General features: G+C 73.8%; 14 protein-coding genes, 1 pseudogene and 2 CRISPR repeat arrays. Of the genes and pseudogenes, 4 read left to right on the plus strand and 11 right to left on the minus strand.

Annotated elements, in window-relative coordinates; all coding sequences use genetic code 11:
* The gene (locus ACFZBX_RS23325; protein ID WP_391535712.1) at positions 1-642 is read right to left on the minus strand and encodes a hypothetical protein; all 642 of its coding nucleotides are present in this window, start codon (positions 640-642) and stop codon (positions 1-3) included.
* A gap of 279 nt (positions 643-921) precedes the next feature.
* Here ACFZBX_RS23325 and ACFZBX_RS23330 point away from each other — a divergent pair, with 279 nt between their 5' ends.
* From ACFZBX_RS23330 to ACFZBX_RS23340, 3 genes and pseudogenes are all read left to right on the plus strand, one after another.
* Positions 922-1,602 carry a DUF998 domain-containing protein gene (locus ACFZBX_RS23330; protein WP_391535713.1) on the plus strand — a complete coding sequence of 227 codons (681 nt, stop codon included), beginning with the start codon at positions 922-924 and terminating at the stop codon, positions 1,600-1,602.
* 7 nt (positions 1,603-1,609) lie between these two features.
* Positions 1,610-2,797, plus strand: coding sequence for a sensor histidine kinase (locus tag ACFZBX_RS23335; protein WP_391535714.1), 1,188 nt, complete (start codon positions 1,610-1,612; stop codon positions 2,795-2,797).
* Positions 2,794-3,453: pseudogene (locus ACFZBX_RS23340) on the plus strand (response regulator); the annotation flags it as partial. The gene ACFZBX_RS23335 and the pseudogene ACFZBX_RS23340, both read left to right, overlap by 4 nt.
* Before the next feature lie 329 nt (positions 3,454-3,782).
* Here the strand turns inward: ACFZBX_RS23340 and ACFZBX_RS23345 are convergent.
* From ACFZBX_RS23345 to ACFZBX_RS23390, 10 genes are all read right to left on the minus strand, one after another.
* Positions 3,783-4,178 (minus strand): hypothetical protein, encoded by a 396-nt coding sequence (locus ACFZBX_RS23345; RefSeq protein WP_391535715.1) that lies wholly within the window; start codon positions 4,176-4,178, stop codon positions 3,783-3,785.
* Between the two features lie 275 nt (positions 4,179-4,453).
* Positions 4,454-4,780: a hypothetical protein gene (locus ACFZBX_RS23350; RefSeq protein WP_391535716.1), complete on the minus strand. Its 327-nt coding sequence runs from the start codon at positions 4,778-4,780 to the stop codon at positions 4,454-4,456.
* 50 nt (positions 4,781-4,830) lie between these two features.
* Positions 4,831-6,306, minus strand: a complete 1,476-nt coding sequence (locus ACFZBX_RS23355) for a dynamin family protein (RefSeq protein WP_391535717.1) — start codon at positions 6,304-6,306, stop codon at positions 4,831-4,833.
* Complete coding sequence (locus tag ACFZBX_RS23360; RefSeq protein WP_391535718.1) at positions 6,303-7,247, minus strand: hypothetical protein; 945 nt, start codon at positions 7,245-7,247, stop codon at positions 6,303-6,305. Before ACFZBX_RS23360 ends, ACFZBX_RS23355 begins: the two co-directional genes overlap by 4 nt.
* Positions 7,248-7,251: 4 nt before the next feature.
* Positions 7,252-9,318: a dynamin family protein gene (locus ACFZBX_RS23365; RefSeq protein WP_391535719.1), complete on the minus strand. Its 2,067-nt coding sequence runs from the start codon at positions 9,316-9,318 to the stop codon at positions 7,252-7,254.
* Positions 9,315-10,826 (minus strand): hypothetical protein, encoded by a 1,512-nt coding sequence (locus ACFZBX_RS23370; protein WP_391535720.1) that lies wholly within the window; start codon positions 10,824-10,826, stop codon positions 9,315-9,317. The genes ACFZBX_RS23365 and ACFZBX_RS23370 overlap by 4 nt, the downstream gene beginning before the upstream one ends.
* Positions 10,827-10,838: 12 nt before the next feature.
* Complete coding sequence (locus ACFZBX_RS23375; RefSeq protein ID WP_391535721.1) at positions 10,839-11,894, minus strand: hypothetical protein; 1,056 nt, start codon at positions 11,892-11,894, stop codon at positions 10,839-10,841.
* A gap of 126 nt (positions 11,895-12,020) precedes the next feature.
* Positions 12,021-12,917 carry a hypothetical protein gene (locus ACFZBX_RS23380; RefSeq protein ID WP_391535722.1) on the minus strand — a complete coding sequence of 299 codons (897 nt, stop codon included), beginning with the start codon at positions 12,915-12,917 and terminating at the stop codon, positions 12,021-12,023.
* 143 nt (positions 12,918-13,060) lie between these two features.
* Entirely contained in the window at positions 13,061-14,272 is a 1,212-nt protein-coding gene (locus ACFZBX_RS23385; RefSeq protein WP_391535723.1) for an Hsp70 family protein, read from the minus strand.
* An 812-nt stretch (positions 14,273-15,084) separates the two neighbouring features.
* Positions 15,085-15,693 (minus strand): SMI1/KNR4 family protein, encoded by a 609-nt coding sequence (locus ACFZBX_RS23390; protein WP_391535724.1) that lies wholly within the window; start codon positions 15,691-15,693, stop codon positions 15,085-15,087.
* A 162-nt stretch (positions 15,694-15,855) separates the two neighbouring features.
* A CRISPR array of direct repeats spans positions 15,856-16,372; the repeat unit is 26 nt; unit sequence ACCATCCCCGCGTGTGCGGGGAGCAG.
* Between the two features lie 1,377 nt (positions 16,373-17,749).
* A CRISPR array of direct repeats spans positions 17,750-18,082; the repeat unit is 28 nt; unit sequence GGACCATCCCCGCGTGCGTGGGGAGCAG.
* A gap of 385 nt (positions 18,083-18,467) precedes the next feature.
* Here ACFZBX_RS23390 and ACFZBX_RS23395 point away from each other — a divergent pair.
* On the plus strand, positions 18,468-18,866 hold the full coding sequence (locus tag ACFZBX_RS23395) for a hypothetical protein (protein WP_391535725.1): 399 nt from the start codon (positions 18,468-18,470) through the stop codon (positions 18,864-18,866).
* Positions 18,867-19,519: the final 653 nt, after the last annotated feature.

Raw genomic sequence — 19,519 nt, forward strand, 5'->3', positions numbered from 1 at the left:
TCAGTGGCCGCCCTTCGGCTCGGAGCAGCCGCCGTCCAGGTAGTTCCCGTGGGCCTCGACGGAGACGGAGCCGCCGGCCACCCGACCGCCGACGCAGGGGCCGGCGCCGGGGATCGTCAGCTCGAACGACACCTGCCCGCCCGCGAGTTGGACCTGCGCGCTGTTGCGCGGATAGCCGAGCGACTCCAGGATGCCGTGGACGTCGTCCCCGGTCAGCGGCCCCAGAGCGGCGCGGGCCTTCACGACGTCGGAGATCCGCCTGCTGTGCGCCTCGCCCCGGCAGCGGTCCACCGCGTTGAGGGGCGCCATCTGCTTGTACATCGAGTTCTCGGCGTGCCTGGCCGCCCACGGATCGGCCGGGACGGCGGGGGCGGTGGTGCCCGTGCCGCCGGCGGAGGGGCTCGGCTTCGCCGACGCGCAGCCCAGCGCCGCCACCCCGGGAAAGAGCCGGTCGTGGTCGGCGACGCCCTGCCGCACCGGGTCGGTGGCGGGATCGGGCTCGGCGGGCACCGTGGTCTCGGCGACCGTCCCTCCGCCCCCGCCCCCACCCCCTGCCTCGGTGACCCGCACGCTCCCGCAGCCGGTCACCGCCACCGCCACCGTCAGCACACCCACGGCCACCGCCACCGCCAGACGCCTCATCAGCCAGCCCTCCCCAGCCCGCCCCGCGCCCCGTCCGGACGCTTCGTACGGCACCCATCATGCCCGACGCCCCGACCCGGCCCGCCCCTCGGCCCCGCGAGACGGGTCCCGGCCGATGCCGGGCGCATACACCGGATGGTGCAGTCGGACCGGACGGCAACACCGTCCGGTGTACGGCCGGATGCCCGCGTCGGGACGACGCGGCCACTCCCTCCCCCTCCGTAGATTCCGGATCACCGAAAGCTCCGGATCACCGGAAACGACATCGAGGAGGACGACATGACGGTGGCGAACACGGCCGCGGCAGCGGGCGCACGGGCCCCGCTCGCCCTGACCGGCCTCGGGGCCCTGGCGATGGCCGCGGTGGAGGCGCTCAACCCCGAGTACGACCTGGTGAGCGAGGCTCTCAGCCGGTACGTGCACGGCACGGCGGGCTGGTTGCTCCCGGCCGCGCTGCTGGCCGTCGGCGCCGCCTCCGCCGCCCTCGCGGCACGGCTCGGCGCCGGGATCCCTCGGGCGGGCCGGGCGGCGCGGGCGGGCCGGGCGGCGCTCCTGGTGTGGACGGCCGGCATCCTGGTCGCGGCCTTCTTCCCCGCGGACCCGCCGGGCCGCTGGGGCCATCCCTCCCCCGCCGAACTCGTCCACGGCAACGCCGCCTTCCTCGCCTTCGCCGCCCTGCCGGCCGCCGCCCTGCTGCTCCGCGGGACGCTCACGGCCCGGCGTCCCGGCCTGCGCACGGGCCTGAACGCCCTCGCCGCGGCCTCGGTCGCCACCACGGCGGCGCTCGCGGTCTTCATGGTCGACGTGATGGACGGCGGCCCCTCGCTGGGGCTCGGCGGCGCCCCCACGCTCCTCGGGCTCGTCGAACGCCTGGTGCTCGCCGCCGACTTCGGATGGGTCGCGCTCGCCCTGGCGGCGACGGGTACCCGCGACGGACGGGGGCGGGACCGTCGTGCATGATCGGCGCATGAATCCACTCGCCGGCGCCGGCCCCGCCGACCCCCGCACGGCCCGGCTCGCCGACTGGCTCCTCGCGGCCGCCACCACCGTCGCCGTCCTGGCCGGCACCGCCCGGCTCGGTGGCCGGCTGGACCTCGCCGGAGCGCTGCCGCTCGCCCTGTGGCTGGGCCTGCTCCTGCCGGCCCGCCGCCGGTGGCCCCTGGCCGTCCTGCTGCTCAGCGCGCAGGCCGTCATCGTGTTCCGCACCTCCGCGCTCACCGACACCGGCTGGGTGTGGCCGCTCTCCGCCGCGTACGCCACCCTGGCCGCCGCCGACCGGCCCGGCCGCCCCGGCCTCCCGTGGGCGGCGGGTCTCGGCCTGGCCCAACTCGCCTTCGCCGCCACCTGGGAGACGACGGTCGACGGCGCCACCGCGCGGGAGGCGCTCGGTTCGCTGGGCGCCGAGGCCCTGTGGCTGGCGGCCCTGCTCGCCGCCGCGACCGCCCACCGCAACCGGCTCCGCTGGCGGGCGGAACTCGACGAGCGCCTGCTGCGGACCGCGCGGGAACGGGAGACCGAAGCCGGGCGGCGGATCGCGGAGGCCCGCCTCGACATCGCCCGGGAGCTGCACGACGTCGTCGGACACACCCTCACCGTCGTCGGGCTCCAACTCCGTGTCGCGGCCGAAGCCCTGGACGACTCCCCGAAGGAGGCACGCGCCGCCATCGCCACCGCGCAGTCGGTCCGCACCGAGGCCCTGCGGGACCTCCGCTCGCTCGTCCACGTGCTGCGCGCACCGGGAGAGGCGGGAGGGGAACCCGCGGCCGGGGTACCCGAGATCGCAGCACTCGTCGACCGGATGCGCTCGCCGGAGCTGGACATCCGGCTCGACACGGCCGGCGACCTCGCCTCCGTCCCCGCCCCGCACTCCCTCGCCGTCCACCGGATCGTCCAGGAGGCCCTCACCAACACCGTCCGCCACGCGGGCGCCGCACGGGCCGACGTGACCGTCCGCTGCGGCGGCGGGCGGATCGAGGTCACCGTCACCGACGACGGCCGGAGCGCACCGGCGGCCTCGCCGCCGGCCGGGCACGGGGTGCGCGGGATGGGTGAACGGGTCCGGGCCCTCGGCGGCGACTTCTCGGCCGGGCCGCACGACGCCGGCCACGGATGGGTCGTGCGGGCCGCCATCCCTGTGCCAGGCTTCCGGGCATGACGATCAAGGTACTCCTCGCCGACGACCAGGCCCTGGTGCGGGCCGGATTCGGCAGCCTCCTCGCCCGCGCCCAGGACATCGAGGTCGTCGGCGAGGCGGGAACCGGCGACGAGGCGGTCCGGACGGCGCGCGTCGTCCGCCCCGACGTCGTCCTCATGGACATCCGGATGCCCGGCACGGACGGCCTCACCGCCACCCGGACGATCGTCGCGGACCCCGGCCTGACGGACTGCCGGGTCATCGTCCTCACGACCTTCGAGACCGACGAGTACGTCTTCGCGGCCCTGCGCGCCGGTGCGAGCGGGTTCCTCACCAAGGAGATCGAACCGGACGACCTGCGCCAGGCCGTCCGGTCGGTGGCGGCCGGCGACGCTCTGCTCTCACCGAGCGCCACCCGCTGGGTCATCGAACAGTTCGCCCACCGCCCGACGACCCCCACCGACACCGCCGGACGCCTCGCCGTGCTCACCGCCCGGGAACTCGAAGTGACCCGCCTGATCGCGACCGGCCTGTCCAACGACCAGATCGCCGCACGACTGTTCATCAGCCCGCACACCGCCAAGACCCATGTCACCCGGGCGATCGCCAAGCTCGGCGTCCGCGACCGCGCCCAACTGGTGATCCTCGCCTACGAGACGGGCCTGGTGCTCGCCGGCGGGGTGCCGCAGGCGTCGGCCTCGCCGGGCGCGGAGGAAGCCACTGTCCGGATGCCGGAGGGCGGTGACAGACAACCGGCGTGACGAACTCCCCGGACTTCCCCGGGCTTCCCCGGGCTTCCCCGAACCGCTCCGCCTGATCGACGAGCGGTCGACCGCCTTCCGCGCGTGGTCGCCGCCGCGCCCGACCTCGCCGTGACGGTACCCACCTGCCCCGATCGGACGCCGCTCGGCCAGCGGAGCGGGGCCCGCCACCCTGGTCGCCCAGAGGCCAATCCGTACAGAGGGCCCAGGACCGGCCCTGGGCCCAGAGGTTGGTACGGTCCGGATCACCGCGGTCGGTGGTTGGCGCCGGGGCGGTGGTCGTCGCAGAACCAGCCTCCCGGGTACAACCGGGCGGCCTCGCCGCAGCGGGCGAGGCGGCCCGCGGAGCAGATGTCGCGCACGATCGGGGTGATGGGCGGTCTGGTGATCGGTCTCGGGGCCTCGGTGGCCGGTGGCCGGGCGGCCTCGCCGCTGTCGCGGACCGGCAGGACCTCGATGTGCCGGCGGCGGCGGTCGGCCCGGCGGACGTGGCGTTCCTTGCAGGTCCGGTGGTCGTCGCTGTCGTTGGGGTGACAGCGGTGGTGCGGGTGGGGATGCGGGTTGTGATGCGCCGTGAGCAGGTTGACGAGCGTGCGGAAGGCGGTGTCGCGCTCGGAGCCTTCGCCGTCGAAATCGTCCATGGCATCTCTTCTCCGCCCTCGCCCACCGGGGTAGGGTCGGGCAACGAAAGGGACCGCAGTCGTGATTCCAACGTGCGCGCGCCCCCGAATGCCTCCGAAATTCAATGACCTCCCGACGGTTGTCCTGATCCTGCGGAGAATTCCCCTACGGTCTTGGGAAATTGACCGCCCCCGTGCAGCGGGTGCCGCATTTCCGGTCTATTGCCCGGAATGCAACCGCCCGGAACCGGCCACCTCGTCTTCGCGAGGTGCCGGCCCCGGTCACCCGCCACCCGTCAGCGTTCCGCGCCCCGGCGGGGCATCGGCGGACGGCCGAGCACCTCGATGTACGCGATCCGCTCGTCCACGACGTCCAGGACCAGCATGCCTGTCGAGGGCGACAGTTCCACACAGCGGTGGCCCTCGCCGAACGGCCGCTCCGGCAGATGATGTCCCGTCCTGAGGCTCTGGCAGAAGTCGTCACCGCAGCCGCACTCGGCCACCAGGCGAATGTCCCGTACGTGGACGGCGAGGCCGTGTTCCCCTTCGTCCTCCAGGAGGGCGGCCAGCTCCGCGACCAGGTCCGGAAAAATGTCACGGACGAACGGATGTTTCTCTTCCATACGGTGAGGGTAACCGCTGCAGCCCCCACCCTCGTCCTGCTCGCGGGCGATCAGGCCGGCGGGGTGGCGAAGTAGATGCCCTCGCACAGTTCGCGGGCGATCCGGGCGTAGCGGCCGACGTCGCGCAGCGGGCCGTCCTCCAGGCGCCGCCAGTCGCGGGCGGCGCGCGCCGCCGCCCGGCGCAGCTCGGCGGGTCCGGCGTCCGGGGGCAGGCGCAGGCGGGCGGCGGGGGTGCGCCCGGTGGCGAGGGCGATCAGGGCGGCGGCGGTGTCCTCGTCGAGCTCCAGGCGGTGTCCGGCCACCGCGGCCAGGGCCCGGGCGAGTTCATGGCGGCGCAGTTCCGGGTGGCGGCGCAGGTCGCCGATCCGGGTGCGGGCCTGGTGCAGCACGTCGGCCGGCAGGCCCTCCCCGCTCCCGAGGGCCGCCTCGACGGCGCCGAGGGCGGCGGCCGAGCGCAGCGCGTCCGCGGCGTCGACGAAACGCAGCCGCAGGTGCTCGACGACCGCGGCGATGCCGGAGGCCGCCCGGAACTCGGCGAGCAGGGCGGCGGCGCCGATCGGGCGGCCCTCGGCGCGGGCCCGGCGGACGGCCTTCAGGGCGGTGTCGATGCCGTAGACGCCGAGCAGGCCGAACAAGCGCTCCCGCTCGGGGCGGGTGAGCGGTGCGCCGTCCCAGTCGAGGAAGCGCCGGCCGGAGTAGAGGGCGCGGCGCAGGTCGCCGGCGGGTGCTTCGGCGAGCCGGCGCACCAGGGCGGCGTCCGGTTCGGTGAAGTCGTCGCCGAGCGCGGTCTGGGCGAGCAGGCCGACCACCGGGAGCACCTCGTCGACCAGTCCGGCGAGCCGGGTGGCGTTGGTCGCGGCGACCTGCCGGGCGCGCGGCCATGGATCGCCGTGGCCCTCGCCGAGCAGGTCGATCCGGCTGAGCACGCCGACGGCGTTGAGCGCGGTCATCCGCCCGTCGGCCTGGGCGCGCAGGGCGCCCAGCGCCTCGGCGTCGCCCGCGCCGGGGTGCGGCATGACGTAGATCGTCGCGTCGGCGCGGGCGAGGGCGTCCAGCGCGGGCTCGTCGAGGCCGCTGAGCGAGTCGAGGCCGGGGGTGTCGACAAGCACGCAGTCACCGGCGGGCCGCAGGCCGGCGGCCTCCACGACCACCTCGGCGATCTCGTCGGTGCCGACGCCGAGGTCCCGGGGGTCGCGCGGCAGGCCGCCGGGCCGCCAGTGGACGGTGCCGTCCCGCAGCCGGACCTGGAGCCGGTTGAGCCGGCCGGGCCGGAACCAGGCGACCACGGTGGTGCACTCGGTGGCGGCCGAGGCGGCCAGCCGGCGGCCGAGCAGGGCGTTCACCAGGGTGGACTTGCCCGCGTTCATCCGGCCGCCGACGGCGATCCGCAGGGTGTGCCCGGCCAGCCGACTGTGGATGGCGCGCACCTCGTCGGCGGGCGGGCCGGGTGGCAGCCGGCCCGCCAGTTCCGCGCAGAACCCGGCCACCACCGGGGCGAGTTCGGCGCCCGACGGGGGGAAGGTCACCGGGTCACCGCCGGTGCGGAGGCACCGGCCGGCGGGGCGGTTCCTCGCTGCTCGCGCTCCAGCAGCCTGGCCAGGCGCTGGGCGGGTCGGCGCAGCCCGGCCACCTCCTCCTTGCTCTCGCGCAACTCCTCCTCCCAGAACTTGAGCCGCTTGGCCGCGCTCTCGACGCCCTTGAACCAGGAGACCATGCTGTCGATCCCGTTGGCCTCCTTGCGCAGGTCCTTGACGAACTCCTTCGCCGTCTCCAGGCGCTCCTGCGCCTGCTGCGCCTCGTGGGCCAGCAGGGTGGACAGGCACCACAGCACCGGCACGGCGACCCCGCGCGGCGAGCGCCCGCAGGAGACCGCGACCGTCGTCCCGCGGACCCGTCCGCCGCTGCCGATCAGTTCCTCCAGCGGGGCGGTGGCGGCGCGCGCCCTGGCCCAGTCGGCGGGGTCGGTGACCAGGTCGGACTTGGTGTAGGCGAGGACGATCGGCAGCGGGGTGGACCCGTCGCCGACGGCCCGGTGCAGCAGGACGACGGTGCGGCGCACCTCGTCGTGGGAGTCGGGGTCGGTGGCGAGGCGGTGGGCGTCGGCGAAGACGACCACCGCGTCGGCCTTGGTGAGCCGCTTCAGCAGCTTCCTGGTCTCCGGGTCGTCGGCGGCCGAGCTGGTGAGGGCGCCGCCCCGGTAGTCGGTCCAGTGGAAGCCCGCGACCTCCCTGCGCCCGTACTCGAGTCCGGCCTCCAGGTCGGTGCTCCGGGAGGTCGGCGGCGGGTAGATCCCCTTTCCCAACAGCTTTCCGGTTTCCTTCAGTTGGCTCGCCGTCCCGCTGTCGGCGGTGACCATCCGGAAGCCCTTGCGGCCGGCGGCGAGGTAGCTGAACATCGCGGCGAGGTAGGTGCTCTTGCCGGCGCTGCTGTGGCCGAGGGCGACCACCCGCAGGTTCGTCAGGTCCATGGGGTCAGCTCCGGTCCGGGTCGGGCGAGCCGGTGGTGGCGCCGAGGCCGTGGGCGAGGGCGAGGCCCTCGTCGCGCAGGGCGGTGAGCGAGCCGATCCGGCGCTTGACGCGGTCGCGGGCGGCGGCGAGGTCGGCGGCGGCGGTGGCCAGGTCGCGGCGGTGGTCGGCGAGTCCGCGCTCCAGCCGGAGCCGCTCGTCGGCGATCGCCTGGTCGAGGGCGACGGCGAGGCGGTCGGTCAACTCGTCGACGTGGCTGGTGATCTGGGCGGGGATCTCGGTGCTCAGCTCGGTGAGCACCCGGTTGAGGTGGCGGGTGGCGTCGCCGCGCACCCGGCCGAGTTCGGCGCGCCGGCGACGGCGGCGGGTGAGCACGGCGAGCATCGCGTAGCTGGCCACGGCGGGCAGCAGCACACTACTGGTGACCAGGGCGACCACGGTGCCGAAGGTGGCGGCGGTGCCGACCGACGGGATGACGCTCTCGATCACGCCGAGCGGACCGCCGTCCTGGTGCGTGGAGTGCACCATCTCCGGCAGCCCGGCGCCGCGTTCGGCCCGGATGACGGCGCCGTCGTCGACCACCGCGATCTCCGTCCCGGGCGACCGCCCGCCGCCCGCCCGCCCGGCGTCCGCGCGACCGGCGTCCAGCACCGTGGCGCACTCGCGCCGCACCCGTTCCTCCAGGACGGCCAGGCCGCGCCGGGCGGCGTTGTCCAGTTGCAGCCAGACCGCCTCCACCTGGGCCTCCAGCTCGGCCGGGAACTCCTGTGCCAGAGTGGTGGGTTCGGAGGTTGCGATCTTCGCCTCGGCAAGCCGGCGGACGTCGTTGAGGCTGCGCCGGAAGCCGAGCTGGAGGGTGTTCTTGAGGTCGCGGGCACCGGTGGTCAGGGCGCGCCGCCACTGGGCGCTCTCCGACTGGAGGAGGCGCAGCGCCTCCTCGGCGCGCTCGACCTCGGCGGCGAGGGTGGGGTCCTGCTGGAGCGAGCGCAGGCGCAGTTCCTGCTCGGCGAGCGGGGCGGCGAGCGCGGCGAGGGCGACGTGCACCACGTTGGCCAGCCGCAGCTCGGCGGCGCGGGCGGCGATCCGGCGGCGCAGCAGCGCGTCCAGTGGCTCGAAGCCGCTCTCCTCCAACAGCTCGGCGGCGTCCTGGAGTTCACCCGATCCGGCGGCTTCGGCGGCGTCCCGGCGGGCCCGGTTGCTGACCGGGAACCAGGGGGCACCGGCGTGCCGGGGGGCGTGCCGGGCGAGCAGTTCGCGGTTGCGTTCGAGGATGGTGGGCCAGGCGTCGTGGCTATCGGTCTTGGTGAGCACGAACACCGTCTCGGCGGTGCGTTCGGTGGCGCGGGCGAGGAAGTCCAGTTCGGATCGGGTGAGTTCGCTGGAGCCGTCGACGACGAAGACCAGCGCGTCGGCGTTCTCCAGGGCGGCCAGGGCGAGTTGGGCGTGGCCGCTGAGCAGACCGCCGACGCCCGGGGTGTCGACGAGCTCCAGGCCGGAGGCGAGCAGCGGGACGGGCAGTTCGACCTCGACGTGGTGTACGTCGAGGCGGTGCGGGCGGCCGGTGGCCGGGTCGACGGCGGCGTACTCGGCGATCCGCTCCAGCGGGATCGGTTCCGGGCGCGGCTCGGCCTCGGGGGCCGGGTTGCCGGGCAGCAGGAAGGCCTCGGCGCGCGGCCGGTCGCCGTGCCGGACGACGACGTGCACGCCGGTGGCGACGTCGGCGTCGACCGGGAGCAGGTCCCAGACGCCGACCAGGCTGTTGATGGTGGAGCTCTTGCCGCGCTTCTTCTCGCCGACGACGACCAGGGAGGCGGCGCCGTCGGCGGCCCGGGCGGCTTCGGCGCGCAGGCGGCGGGCGCCGTCGGCGGGGCTGGAGGCGGAACTGGAGGCGGGGCTGGAGGCGGCGCCACCGCCCTGGTCCTCGGCAGGGGCGGCGGCCGGGGCTCCGGCCGGGGACTCGGCCGGGGCTTCGGCGGCGGCGGTGCGGGCGGCGCGTTCGAGGAGGTCGGCGGTGCGGGTCGCGAAGTCCAGGACGCGGGCGTGGGAAGGGGCTTCGGGGCGGGGCGGGGTCATGAGGGTCCTCCCGTGGCGGGGTCGGTCCGGTCGCCGGGGTCGGTGCACGGTCCCTTCGGCGGCTGCGCGGGCGGGTCCGAGGGGGCCGGGGCGGTGGGGGCCGGGATGGTGGGGGCGGTGGGCGGCGGTGGTTCGGGGTCGTCGTCGAAGTCGCCGAACATGCCGGACAGGTCGGCCTGTTGCGGGTCGACCGACCGGTTCCGCCAGCGCGGCGGCGCCTCCGGTGGCGCCGCCGGCGCGTTCGGTGCGGGTGGGGCGTTCGGCGTGGGTGGTGTGGGCGGCGCCGCGCGCTCGCCCCCGTACGGCGCCGGGCGCGCCGGGCCGGGCAGCGGCTCGCCGAGGCCGTCGTACGGATCGCGGCCGGGCACCCGGGCCTGGCCGAACCTCGTCCCGCCGCCGGGCCGCACCCCGGGAGCCTGGCCGCCGGACGGCTGGCGGTCGGACGGCCGGTGGTCGGATGTCTGCCCGTCCGTGCGCTTCGGCGTGCTCTCCGGGCGCTCCGCGCGCTCCGGTTCATTCCGCCCGGTCTCCGGCTGCTCGGGCTCCTCCGACCAGAAGACATCGGCCATCGCCTTGCCCAGCTTCCCGAGGCCGCGCGCGGTCCTCCCCCACGGGGACGAACCGGACTTCCCGTCCGACTTGGCATCCGACTTCGCGCCCTGCTTCGCGCCCGGCTTCGAGGCGGGGCCCTGCTCCGGCACGGGCCTGGTCTTCGGGGGAACGGGCGGGGTCGGGGGCGGCGGAGGCGGCGGGGGTCGCAGCAGTTCGTAGCCTTGACAGTCCGCGCTGGTCAGGTGGGTAAGCCGGTCCGCGTCGGCGTCCGAGCGCCGCCGCCAGCCGGTGACCAGGACGCACCGGCCCGGCCCGGCGGCGGCCGCCGCCCAGACGCCGTGGGCGTCCGCCTCCGGTAGCAGGTGGGTTCCCGCCGGGAGGGCGGGCCGCCAGGCCGACGGCACCGCCGGGCCGCCCGCCGCCCCCGGTGCCCGCTCCGGCCAGGGGGCGGCGACCGGCCGGGTGGTCCACGGCTCGGCCTCCTCCCGCCCCACCGCCTCCCAGGTCGGCGCGATCCACTCGGTGTAGACCGGCCCGGCCCAGTCGGCCAGGTGCCCGGTCAGCTCGGCCAGGGTGGGGACCCTCCCGCCGGTGTCGGCCGACGCGGGCCGGTACCAGCCCACGAAGCCGTACAGTGGACGGCCGAAACGGTCCTGCACCATCTCCCGGCTGATCAGGCCCAGCTCACAGGCGGCCCCGACCAGCACACCCCTGATGTCACGGTGCAGCAGGAAGCGCGGGCCGTACTCCAGCCGGCTCCCGCCGGCGACGGCGGCGCGCACGGCGTCCCCCACCGGCCCCTGCCGATCGACACCGGCGGGCAGCGCCCGCCACCACTGGTCGACCCTCAGGGTTCGGCCGTAGACCACCGCCGACCAGCCGCCGGGGACGGCGCCGTCCAGCGCGTCGGCGGCGTGCTCGGGCTCCGGCCCCCGGGTCGTGTTCCTCGTCGTCATGGCGTACGCCCCTCAGTCCGTCATCAGCCGGCCGTCGCGGAAGATGGCGACGCCCCGAAGCTCGTCGTCCAGCTCACGGCAGCGCTCCTGGGCCCGTTGCAGGTCCGCCGAGGTCGCCGAGCTGCTGGCGAGCAGCCGATCGATCTCCTGCCGGGCGCTGTTCTTCTGCGCCCCCTTGAACAGCCCGCCGAACAACCCCTGGCTGAGCGCGGCCAGTTCGCCGCGCGAGGTGTCGAGGCTCTCGGCGAGCCGGCCCATCTCCTGCCGGTTCCGGACGATGCCCTCGCTGAGGTAGTGGCGGAGGCTGAAGATGATCGGCAGGTGGAGGTTCTTCGGGGCGATCCGGCTGGCGTCCACGGTGGCCTGCGCCGCCGCGCCGAAGTTGCCGAGCTGCACGGCACAGAGCGCCACCGTGACGCCCTCGGCGTCGTCGCCGGCCAGCACCGGCACGAGCTTGGGGAAGTTCCGTCCCGCCATCTGGAGCGCCTCGGACGCCCGCAGACCGGTGCGCTCGGCCAGCAGGTCCGCCTTGGTGAGCAGGACGGTCACGCTCGGAACCGGATCGCCCTCCGCCAGGCGGTTGCTGAAGACCCGGGAGATGGCGCGGCTGAACCGGGAGATCTCCATTGGGTCGTCGTCCCGGTCGAGGTTGCCGGGTGCACCGGCCTTGATCCACTCGGCCACGTGCTCGGAGTCCAGTGCCAGGACGATGCTGTCGGAGCGCATCAGCCGGTCCTCCAGCAGCGCGACGTCCTCGGCGGCGCCCCGGCGGTCCAGGGCGGCGTTGCCGCGGAAGTCCACGCAGTCGATCGTCATCAGGTCGCGCATGCCCCGGCGGAACACGAACTCGTAGGAGATCGGCCGGTCCGAGGTCGCCTTGGGCATGGTGCCGGTGCGGCGCAGCCGGGCCCAGTCCTCGGCGAGGTCGAGGTCGAGGTCGGGGTCGGTGGTGTAGAGGTAGTAGCCCTGCACGCCCATGGAGAGCCGGTTGTACATGCCGTGCAGGTAGGCGGTCTTGCCGGAGCCGCTGGCTCCGAGCAGGGTGAGGGTGAGGGTGGGGACCGTCATTTGTGCGGTGTCCTTCGTCTCGCGGGGTCGTTTGTGGCGGGGTCGTTTGTGGCAGGGTCGTCGTCGGTGGTGGCGGGGCGTTCGGCGGCGGAGTCTGTCCGGTCTCGCGTGTCCCGTGGCGGCCGTTCAGAACGAGAGGACGTCCTCCAGCAACTCGCCGAGCCGGTCGGCCGGCTCCACCAGCGGCTCCAGGCGCGCCAGTTCGTCGGCGGCCAGGGCGCGGTCGCGGTCGCGGATGGAGGCCCAGGACGGTTCGTCCTCCCACCAGCTGCTGACCCGGTCCCACAGGGTGTCGCGCTGGTCGGCCTGGCGGGCGGAGGCCATCAGGCTGTCGATCGAGGCGGACAGCTCCATGGCCCGGCCGATGATGCCGAACCGGAGCGTCCAGAGCACCGGCAGCGCCACGCCCTCCGGCTCCGGCCCGCAGACCAGTGGGATGAACGCCCCCTGGATGTGCCGGGTCTCCTGGACCGCCTCGATCAACGGCAGGAACGGCCCGACGAAGCGCTCCTCCGCGTCGGGCGCGCCGAGGTCGACCAGGTCGGTCTTGGTGAGCGCGATCACCAGCGGCATCACGCTCTCCTCCCGGTCGGCGACCGCCTGGTGGACGCGGACGACCAGCCGGCGGACGTCCTCGGCCGCCTCCGGGTCGGTGTCCAGGCGGAGCGCGTCGACGAAGAGCACGATGCCGTCCGCCGCGACCAGGTCGTCGTGCAGCCGGGCGGCCTGCGGACTGGAGCGCCGGTGCTCGGTGAGGGCGCCGCCGCGATGGTCGGTCCAGCGGAACGGGAAGATCTCGTCGCCGTCGTGGCAGAGGACGAACTCGTAGCGGTGGGGCCGGTCGCTGGCCCTGGGGTAGCGCCCGCGCAGGATGGCGCGGGCGTCGGCGAGCAGGGAGCGGTGGGCGTCGCGGTCGGCGGTGCGCAGGGTCATGCCCTCGACGCCGTCGCACATGGCGGCGTACATCAGGGAGAGGTAGCTGGTCTTCCCGGCCGCGCTGTGGCCGAGCATCACGATGTCCATGCGGTTCCCTCGCGGTTCGCGGTTCTCGCGGGCCGGTTCCTCGGACGGGCGGTCCGTTTTCGGGCAGGGCGGGGCGCGGTGCGGCGGTTCTGGGGTTCTGGGGCTCTGGGGTACTGCGGCTTCTCTGGTCCCGGGCCGACGGCTCAGAACCAGAGCTCGGGATCGACCTCGTCCGGGTAGTGGGCGACGGTCCAGCGGCTGGACGCGGCCGCCTCCTGCTCGGTCGCCTCCTGCGCCGTCGCCTCCTCGGTGTCGGCCGGGGTCGGAGGGGCTGGCAGGTCGGCAAGCGCGCCGAGGGCCACGGCCGCCTTGGGGTCGGCCGCCAGGTCGGGCGACCGGCCCAGCCAGGTGCCGACCAGGTCGGCCACCGGCGGCGTCCGGCTCGCCGCCCCGCAGAGCACCACGGCCCCCAGGTCGGACGGGGTCAGACCGGCCCGGACGACCGTCCGCTCCAGCAGCGCGACCGAGGCGGCCAGCGCGGGAACGACGGCCTCCCGGTACTCGCCGCCCTGGACCACGAACCGGTCCGGGTAGCCCGGCACCGCGAGGTACACCGTGCCGGTCTCCGACAGCGACTCCTTCGCGAGGGTCACCTCGCGGGCGAGCTGCGCCCGTTGGTGGGCTGCGGCGGGCGCCGGGTCGGCCCAGAGCCGTCGCCAGGGCTCGGGGTCGAGGTCCAGCGCCCGGTCGCGGAGCAGTTCGAAGAGGGCCTGGTCGAGGTCGCGGCCACCGAAGTCCGGATTCCCGGCCACCGCGACGGCCCGGAAGCCGTCCGCCTCCCGGCGGAGCACCGCGATGTCCACGGTGCCGCCTCCGAGGTCGTAGACGGCGATCGGCCGATCGCCGCCTCCTTCGCGGTCACCCGTCGCCCGGGCGTCCGCCGCGTGGAAGCGGGCGGCGGCGACCGGCTCGGGCAGCAACTCCGGTACGTCCACCCCGGCCCGTCCGGCCGCCTCGACCAGCCGCTCCAGATCACCCGGCGACCAGTCCGCGGGGTGGGTGAGCACCGCGCGCCCCGGCGCCGTCCCGCCCCGCTGCGCCCGCGCCTCGCCCACCACCCGGGTGAGCACGGCGGCGGCCAGCTCGACGGTGGCCACCTCCCGGTCGTCCAGCAGCACCGCCGACTGCCGGAGCAGCGCCCGCTTGGGGTGCTGCTCGGCACGTTCCGGCCACTGCGCGGCGAGCTGCACGGCGGCCCGGCCGGTGAGCAGCCGGCCGTCGTCGTCGAGGCAGACCAGGGAGGGCAGGTAGCGACTGTTCTCGATCTCGACCGCCGCCGCGACATCGGCCTCGACGCGCACGGCCGCGGTGGTGAAGCAGGTACCGAAATCGATCGCCAACGACCAGTCAGACACGTTTCCTCGCAAGTGAGTTGCGGCGGCGCAGGGCGCACGGGTGGCGGGAGGAAGGACCTCCGGCACCCCCGCGCAGGATGGTAGGGCCCCGGGAGCAACTGTGGAGAAAATCAGTACATCTTGTAACAATGGCATGGCCATTGCCGGTCGCCTATGGCCCCGGATGGCACCCCGCTCCCCCGGGCCGGGGTGCCACGACCAGTCTCGGCGCGCCGTTCGATCGAGACACCGTCAGGTGACCGAATCCGAACACCTTCCCGCCGCCTGCCGACCTCGTCCGGGAGCGCCGCTCAGAGCGCTCCCGGAGGGACACGACCAACGCGAGTTCACCCTCGGCGAGATCCCCGGCACCCTGCGGACACCCGCCTCCACCCCTGCTGCGGCGACCTGCCTCGCTCAGCCCCCGGCGAGCCACACAGGCCGGCAAGCCGGTCGACGCCTTCGCCCTCCCCCTGGTCGAGAAGGCGGCCCCGGAGCAGCGACGACATGATCGCCACCGGCATACGCCTCACGCACCTCGGCCGCCACCCTCTTCGCCCAGACCTTCCTCCCCACACCCGCGCCACTGGAGTCCCTGATACAGGCCCCGCCGCCGCGCAGGAAGTCGGCCAGCCCGACTTCCTGCGCCACGCAGACCAACCACCAGCCACCACGACACACCCCACAGGCCCGAGTTGCCCAATCCCCAACAAGCTGCAGAACCACACCGCGTGTGCGGGGAGCATGTAGGTTCTCAGCCTCGATGTCATGTGATCGACCGCGCGACCAGCGCCTCCGGCCCATTCTCAATCGGATGACATGACTCCGGATTCTCAGTAGCGTGACAGAGCCTCGCGATCCCGGTGCTGCCTCAGGATGCGGTCGACCGGCGCACGCAGGGCGGGTGAGGTCAGGTCCAGGTCGCGGTTGTCGCGGCCGTCGAGCATGTGGTCGAGCCAGCGTTCGTACCAGGCCAGGAAGTCGGTGGCCGACGAGACATTGGGACCCCAGAAGCCGTCGGCGTTCCCGGTGACGACCCGGCCGACCAGGGGCCCTGTGATGCCGACAAGCACCAGGTCGCTGCACCCCGCCTCGATGATGTGCAGGAACAGATCACCTCGGTGAGGCGGTCCGCCGGCGAACGTGAACCCCCGGGGGCGGCCAGGCTCGGCGCGGAGGTCCATCGTGAACAACCGACATGCCTCCAACGGCAGCAGGCCGTAGAACGGCGAGGCTCCGCCCCCGCCCAGCGTGGTCAGGAAACTGCGGTAGGACTCGGGCAGTTCGATGCGGTGGTCGGCCTCGAACTCGGCGACCTTCGCGGCTGGCAACGGGGGTTCGAGGCGGAACCCGTGCTTCTCTTCACCGAAGGAGTAGCTTCGCGGCGCGGCATAGGGCACCTTGGCGAGCTTGCGTCGGATGCGGGCGATCCGGGAGTCCATGCGAACTCTTCTCTCTGTCCTCCGCAAACTACCTGCTGCGAACAGCGATTCTCAATCCCGTGTCAGATCGGCCAGTCAGATGACATCGCGACTGAGAAAATGACAGGGGATTCGAAAACCTACAGAGCAGACGCCCCGGTCAGCCAGGCAGGGGCCGCCGGCGAAACCATCCCCGCGTGTGCGGGGAGCAGGGCACCCAACAACAGAAGCGGCCGACCCCGGGGGGACCATCCCCGCGTGTGCGGGGAGCAGAACATGGACTGGTACCACCGCAGGGTGCCGGCGGGACCATCCCCGCGTGTGCGGGGAGCAGGAGCTTGGTGGGCTGGTACTGCCAGCGCTGCGGGGACCATCCCCGCGTGTGCGGGGAGCAGCGGTACTTGACGACGCTTTGGGCGTTATGCCAGGGACCATCCCCGCGTGTGCGGGGAGCAGCTCGCCATCCTCGACGCCGCGTTCCGCGGGGCAGGACCATCCCCGCGTGTGCGGGGAGCAGGACGGCGCCGGCCGCGCCGCGGTGCAGGTGGAGGGACCATCCCCGCGTGTGCGGGGAGCAGGCCGACCTCTCGGAGTGGTTCTGCGTCGGCCAGGGACCATCCCCGCGTGTGCGGGGAGCAGATTCCTGATCCATCCCATGGCACGATCAATCAGGGACCATCCCCGCGTGTGCGGGGAGCAGAGTTCGTGAGCTGCGGGTTTATGCGGAGGCGGGGCGGGATTCTGCAACTTGTTGAGAATCGGACATTTCGGGCCTTCGGGATACTTCTCGGCGGGCGTGGGAGAACTCTATCGATGGATGGTCGGCCACGGCCGGAGGTTGAGTCAGACTAACGTCGTTCCCGCCATGCCGCCGGGCACAGGGGTCGCCGATTTCGCGGCCGCGCAGCGCCCACTGAGAGGTGCAACCCGGTGGGCAGCCGATCAACCCAACGTACTGTCGGATCGGCAATGCGGTCGCCGACGCATGACATCCGTCGGGTGAGGCAACGCCATGGCGTCCCGGGACCGCTTGGGATGGTGGTTCGGTGAGTCGGCCCGCCGTCGCGCGCCCGCGCGGCGGAAGACGAGCTGTCCGTTCTGTGACTCAAGGAGACTGCCCTGCGCGCTCGTACGATTCTCTCGGCTGTGACAGTGGCCGTTGTCGGCGCGGTGGCGGGAGCAGACGGACAGGGTGCGAGACGGATCAGGGCTCGTGGGCGCCCGTGACTGCGCGCTGGTCCAGGCCGGGGCCAACGTCTTCACCGAGTCGGTCGACGACTCCAGCGGCGAGTAGCGGCGCAGAAGTTGTGCCGGCCCGCCCCGCCGTTTGAGGCGGGGCACGCCGGTGGTCAGACGGGCCCAAGGTCGCGACTGAGCAAGCGTTCGGGCCGTATGTGGAAGGTGAGGCTGGCGCTCCACATCCACCGGCCACATCCAGTCCCGGTACCGGCCGGCGGTGGCGCTCTCTCCTCCCCCGTGATGCTCGGCCTCAAGACGCCCCTGGTGATGCGCCGGGCGCGGACCGGGCGCGCCCGGCGCGCGGGAACGGGTCTGCCATCGGCCACCTGGCCCCGGACCGGAACCGGGCGGATGACGGACCGGTTGCACTCGCGTGAGCCACCTCCGCCGCGCCGTTCGCGGTACCGCACACCTCGTCACCCGTCTCTGTTCCGCCATCGAGCGTCTCGACGCCCGCGCCGACGCTGCCCTACGCGCCCGGCTGCGCCCACTCGTCACCCGCCTGGCCGCCCTGTTGCAACGGATGGCCGCCGCCAACTGCAGCGACGCCCTCACCCGCCACCTCCCCTGCCGCGCCGCCCGCGAGCGCACCCGTGACGGCGCCGCGGCCACCGACCCATCTCCGCTGGACGACTGACTGTGAGGACGTAAACGACATCGCTCGAAGTCCTGATTCTCGGACCACCTGACGCTCTGGTTGTCCTCTTTGCCGAATTGTCAGCCATCCAAGCGATGCCGCCATGCCCACTTCCGGTCGAGCGCCTGCGACCTCAGCCCGCCCCGGCCGAAGCTCCTGCTGAATCCCGTCCCACGCTCACATGGAGCCCAAGCTCACGACCTCTGCTCCCCGCGTGCCCGGGGAGCAGCCCAATTCGCCGACCGTACGATTCCGGCCGACAGGACCATCCCCGCGTGCGTGGGGAGCAGCGGGCTGAGTACGACGCCGAGTCGCTCGGGCTGGGACCATCCCCGCGTGCGTGGGGAGCAGTGGCCCACCGTGACATCGCCGGCCAGGATCTGGGGACCATCCCCGCGTGCGTGGGGAGCAGCCACCGAGCACTCCGGCCGACACACCACGTCTGGGACCATCCCCGCGTGCGTGGGGAGCAGAGGCACCCATGGCCGGCATCGACGGCAAGGGAGGGACCATCCCCGCGTGCGTGGGGAGCAGAGTTCGTGAGCTGCGGGTTTATGCGGGGGTGGGGCGGGATTCTGCAACTTGTTGAGAATCGGGCATTTCGGGCTTTTGGGGTGCTTCGCGGGTGGGTGCTGGAGCAGCCTATCCAGGTTCGGCCGAGCTTGCGCAGGAAGTCGGACTGGCCGACTTCCTGCTCAACACCAACAAATGTGCGTGCCTTTGACGCGGCTGCGCCCGGTCGATGTTGTTGAGGTCGCTCCCAGCGTTGTGGTGGCCGAAGTGCGCTGGATGAGTCGCCCGGTCAGGCTCGGCAGAGCCCCGTCGTCCAGTCGACGGTGGCCGTCGTGCGCGAGTAGTGCCACTCGGGGGTGAGCAGTTCCCGGTCCAGTTGGGCGGCTGCCCCGCGCTCCTCGACGATGTGGCCGTAGTCCTGAAGCCAGGCGGGGTAGAGGTTCTTCGAGCCGACATAGAAGGCCTCGTCGTCGACCGCGACCAGTTTGTGGTGCAGCGCGTACAGGTGGCCGTCGGCCCAGGTGGCGGTGGGGGCGGCGCGGAAGGTGGCGAGTTGGAGGTTGCCGCAGGGTGCCGCTGTCGCCCGGGCCGGGTCGGCGGTGAGCGTGGTCAGGCGGGACTTGAGGAGGTCGCTGATCTCGATGAGCGACTTGACGCCGGCCGCGAGTTTGGCGGCGAGGGTGTCGTACAGGCGGGCGTCGTGGCGGGCGAGGGGCGGGCAGGTGACCTTGAGGTCCTGCTGGGAGATCTCGATGTGCCGGCGGGCGCTGCCGACGAGGGCGCAGGGCGTTCCCCTCCGGGCTGACGGTCTCGTAGTCGCGGTCGGCGTTGGTGTTGTCGTGCAGCGCGAGGGGGCTGCACCGGGCGTCCGCCGCGCCGGGGGCGGTGCCGGTGGCGGGGGCCGGCGGGTTCAACTCGCGCTCGATCGACGGGCGACAGGCACCGACACCAGACGGGCCGGAGGACGCGAACCAGGCGTTGTCGAGCACCCCGGTGCGGGCGCAGGTCCACTCCCAGAGGGTGTCCAGGTACCGGGCGGCGGCGGTCGCGGCGGGGCCGGTCAGCGCGAGGTCGACGTCCGAGACGGGGTGGGCGGTGTCGAGGTAGTCGCCCCTCCAGCCGTTGACGCCACCCGAGATGACGGTGCGTCCGTCGACGACCACCAGCTTGGAGTGGTTCCAGGAGAACGCCGTGCGCGAGGCGGTCATCGAGGCGATGTTGAGGCCGACCGAGCCGACTGCCGGGCCGAGGCGGGCGACCAACTCGTCCAGGTACCGGGACGGCAGCACATTGGCGTGGTAGACCGGCGCAGCGCCGACCAGGATACGGACCACGGGGCGGTGCCCTACGGCAACGGACGCCTTGAGGCCGGCCGCCAGGGCGTCCTGGAAGCCACCGTCGGGGAACGGCGCGAGGGTGGAGATGTCGACAGTGCGGGTGGCGGCGGCGATGTCGGCG

This window comes from Kitasatospora sp. NPDC008115 (assembly GCF_042957205.1).
Lineage (GTDB): Bacteria > Actinomycetota > Actinomycetes > Streptomycetales > Streptomycetaceae > Kitasatospora.

Excerpts from the sequence above, each read along its gene's own strand:
- ACFZBX_RS23325 (WP_391535712.1), bottom strand. The coding sequence starts at position 642 with ATGAGGCGTCTGGCGGTGGCGGTGGCCGTGGGTGTGCTGACGGTGGCG.
- ACFZBX_RS23390 (WP_391535724.1), bottom strand. The coding sequence starts at position 15,693 with ATGGACTCCCGGATCGCCCGCATCCGACGCAAGCTCGCCAAGGTGCCC.
- ACFZBX_RS23345 (WP_391535715.1), bottom strand. The coding sequence starts at position 4,178 with ATGGACGATTTCGACGGCGAAGGCTCCGAGCGCGACACCGCCTTCCGC.
- ACFZBX_RS23365 (WP_391535719.1), bottom strand. The coding sequence starts at position 9,318 with ATGACCCCGCCCCGCCCCGAAGCCCCTTCCCACGCCCGCGTCCTGGAC.
- ACFZBX_RS23380 (WP_391535722.1), bottom strand. The coding sequence starts at position 12,917 with ATGGACATCGTGATGCTCGGCCACAGCGCGGCCGGGAAGACCAGCTAC.
- ACFZBX_RS23350 (WP_391535716.1), bottom strand. The coding sequence starts at position 4,780 with ATGGAAGAGAAACATCCGTTCGTCCGTGACATTTTTCCGGACCTGGTC.
- ACFZBX_RS23375 (WP_391535721.1), bottom strand. The coding sequence starts at position 11,894 with ATGACGGTCCCCACCCTCACCCTCACCCTGCTCGGAGCCAGCGGCTCC.
- ACFZBX_RS23370 (WP_391535720.1), bottom strand. The coding sequence starts at position 10,826 with ATGACGACGAGGAACACGACCCGGGGGCCGGAGCCCGAGCACGCCGCC.
- ACFZBX_RS23360 (WP_391535718.1), bottom strand. The coding sequence starts at position 7,247 with ATGGACCTGACGAACCTGCGGGTGGTCGCCCTCGGCCACAGCAGCGCC.
- ACFZBX_RS23330 (WP_391535713.1), top strand. The coding sequence starts at position 922 with ATGACGGTGGCGAACACGGCCGCGGCAGCGGGCGCACGGGCCCCGCTC.
- ACFZBX_RS23335 (WP_391535714.1), top strand. The coding sequence starts at position 1,610 with ATGAATCCACTCGCCGGCGCCGGCCCCGCCGACCCCCGCACGGCCCGG.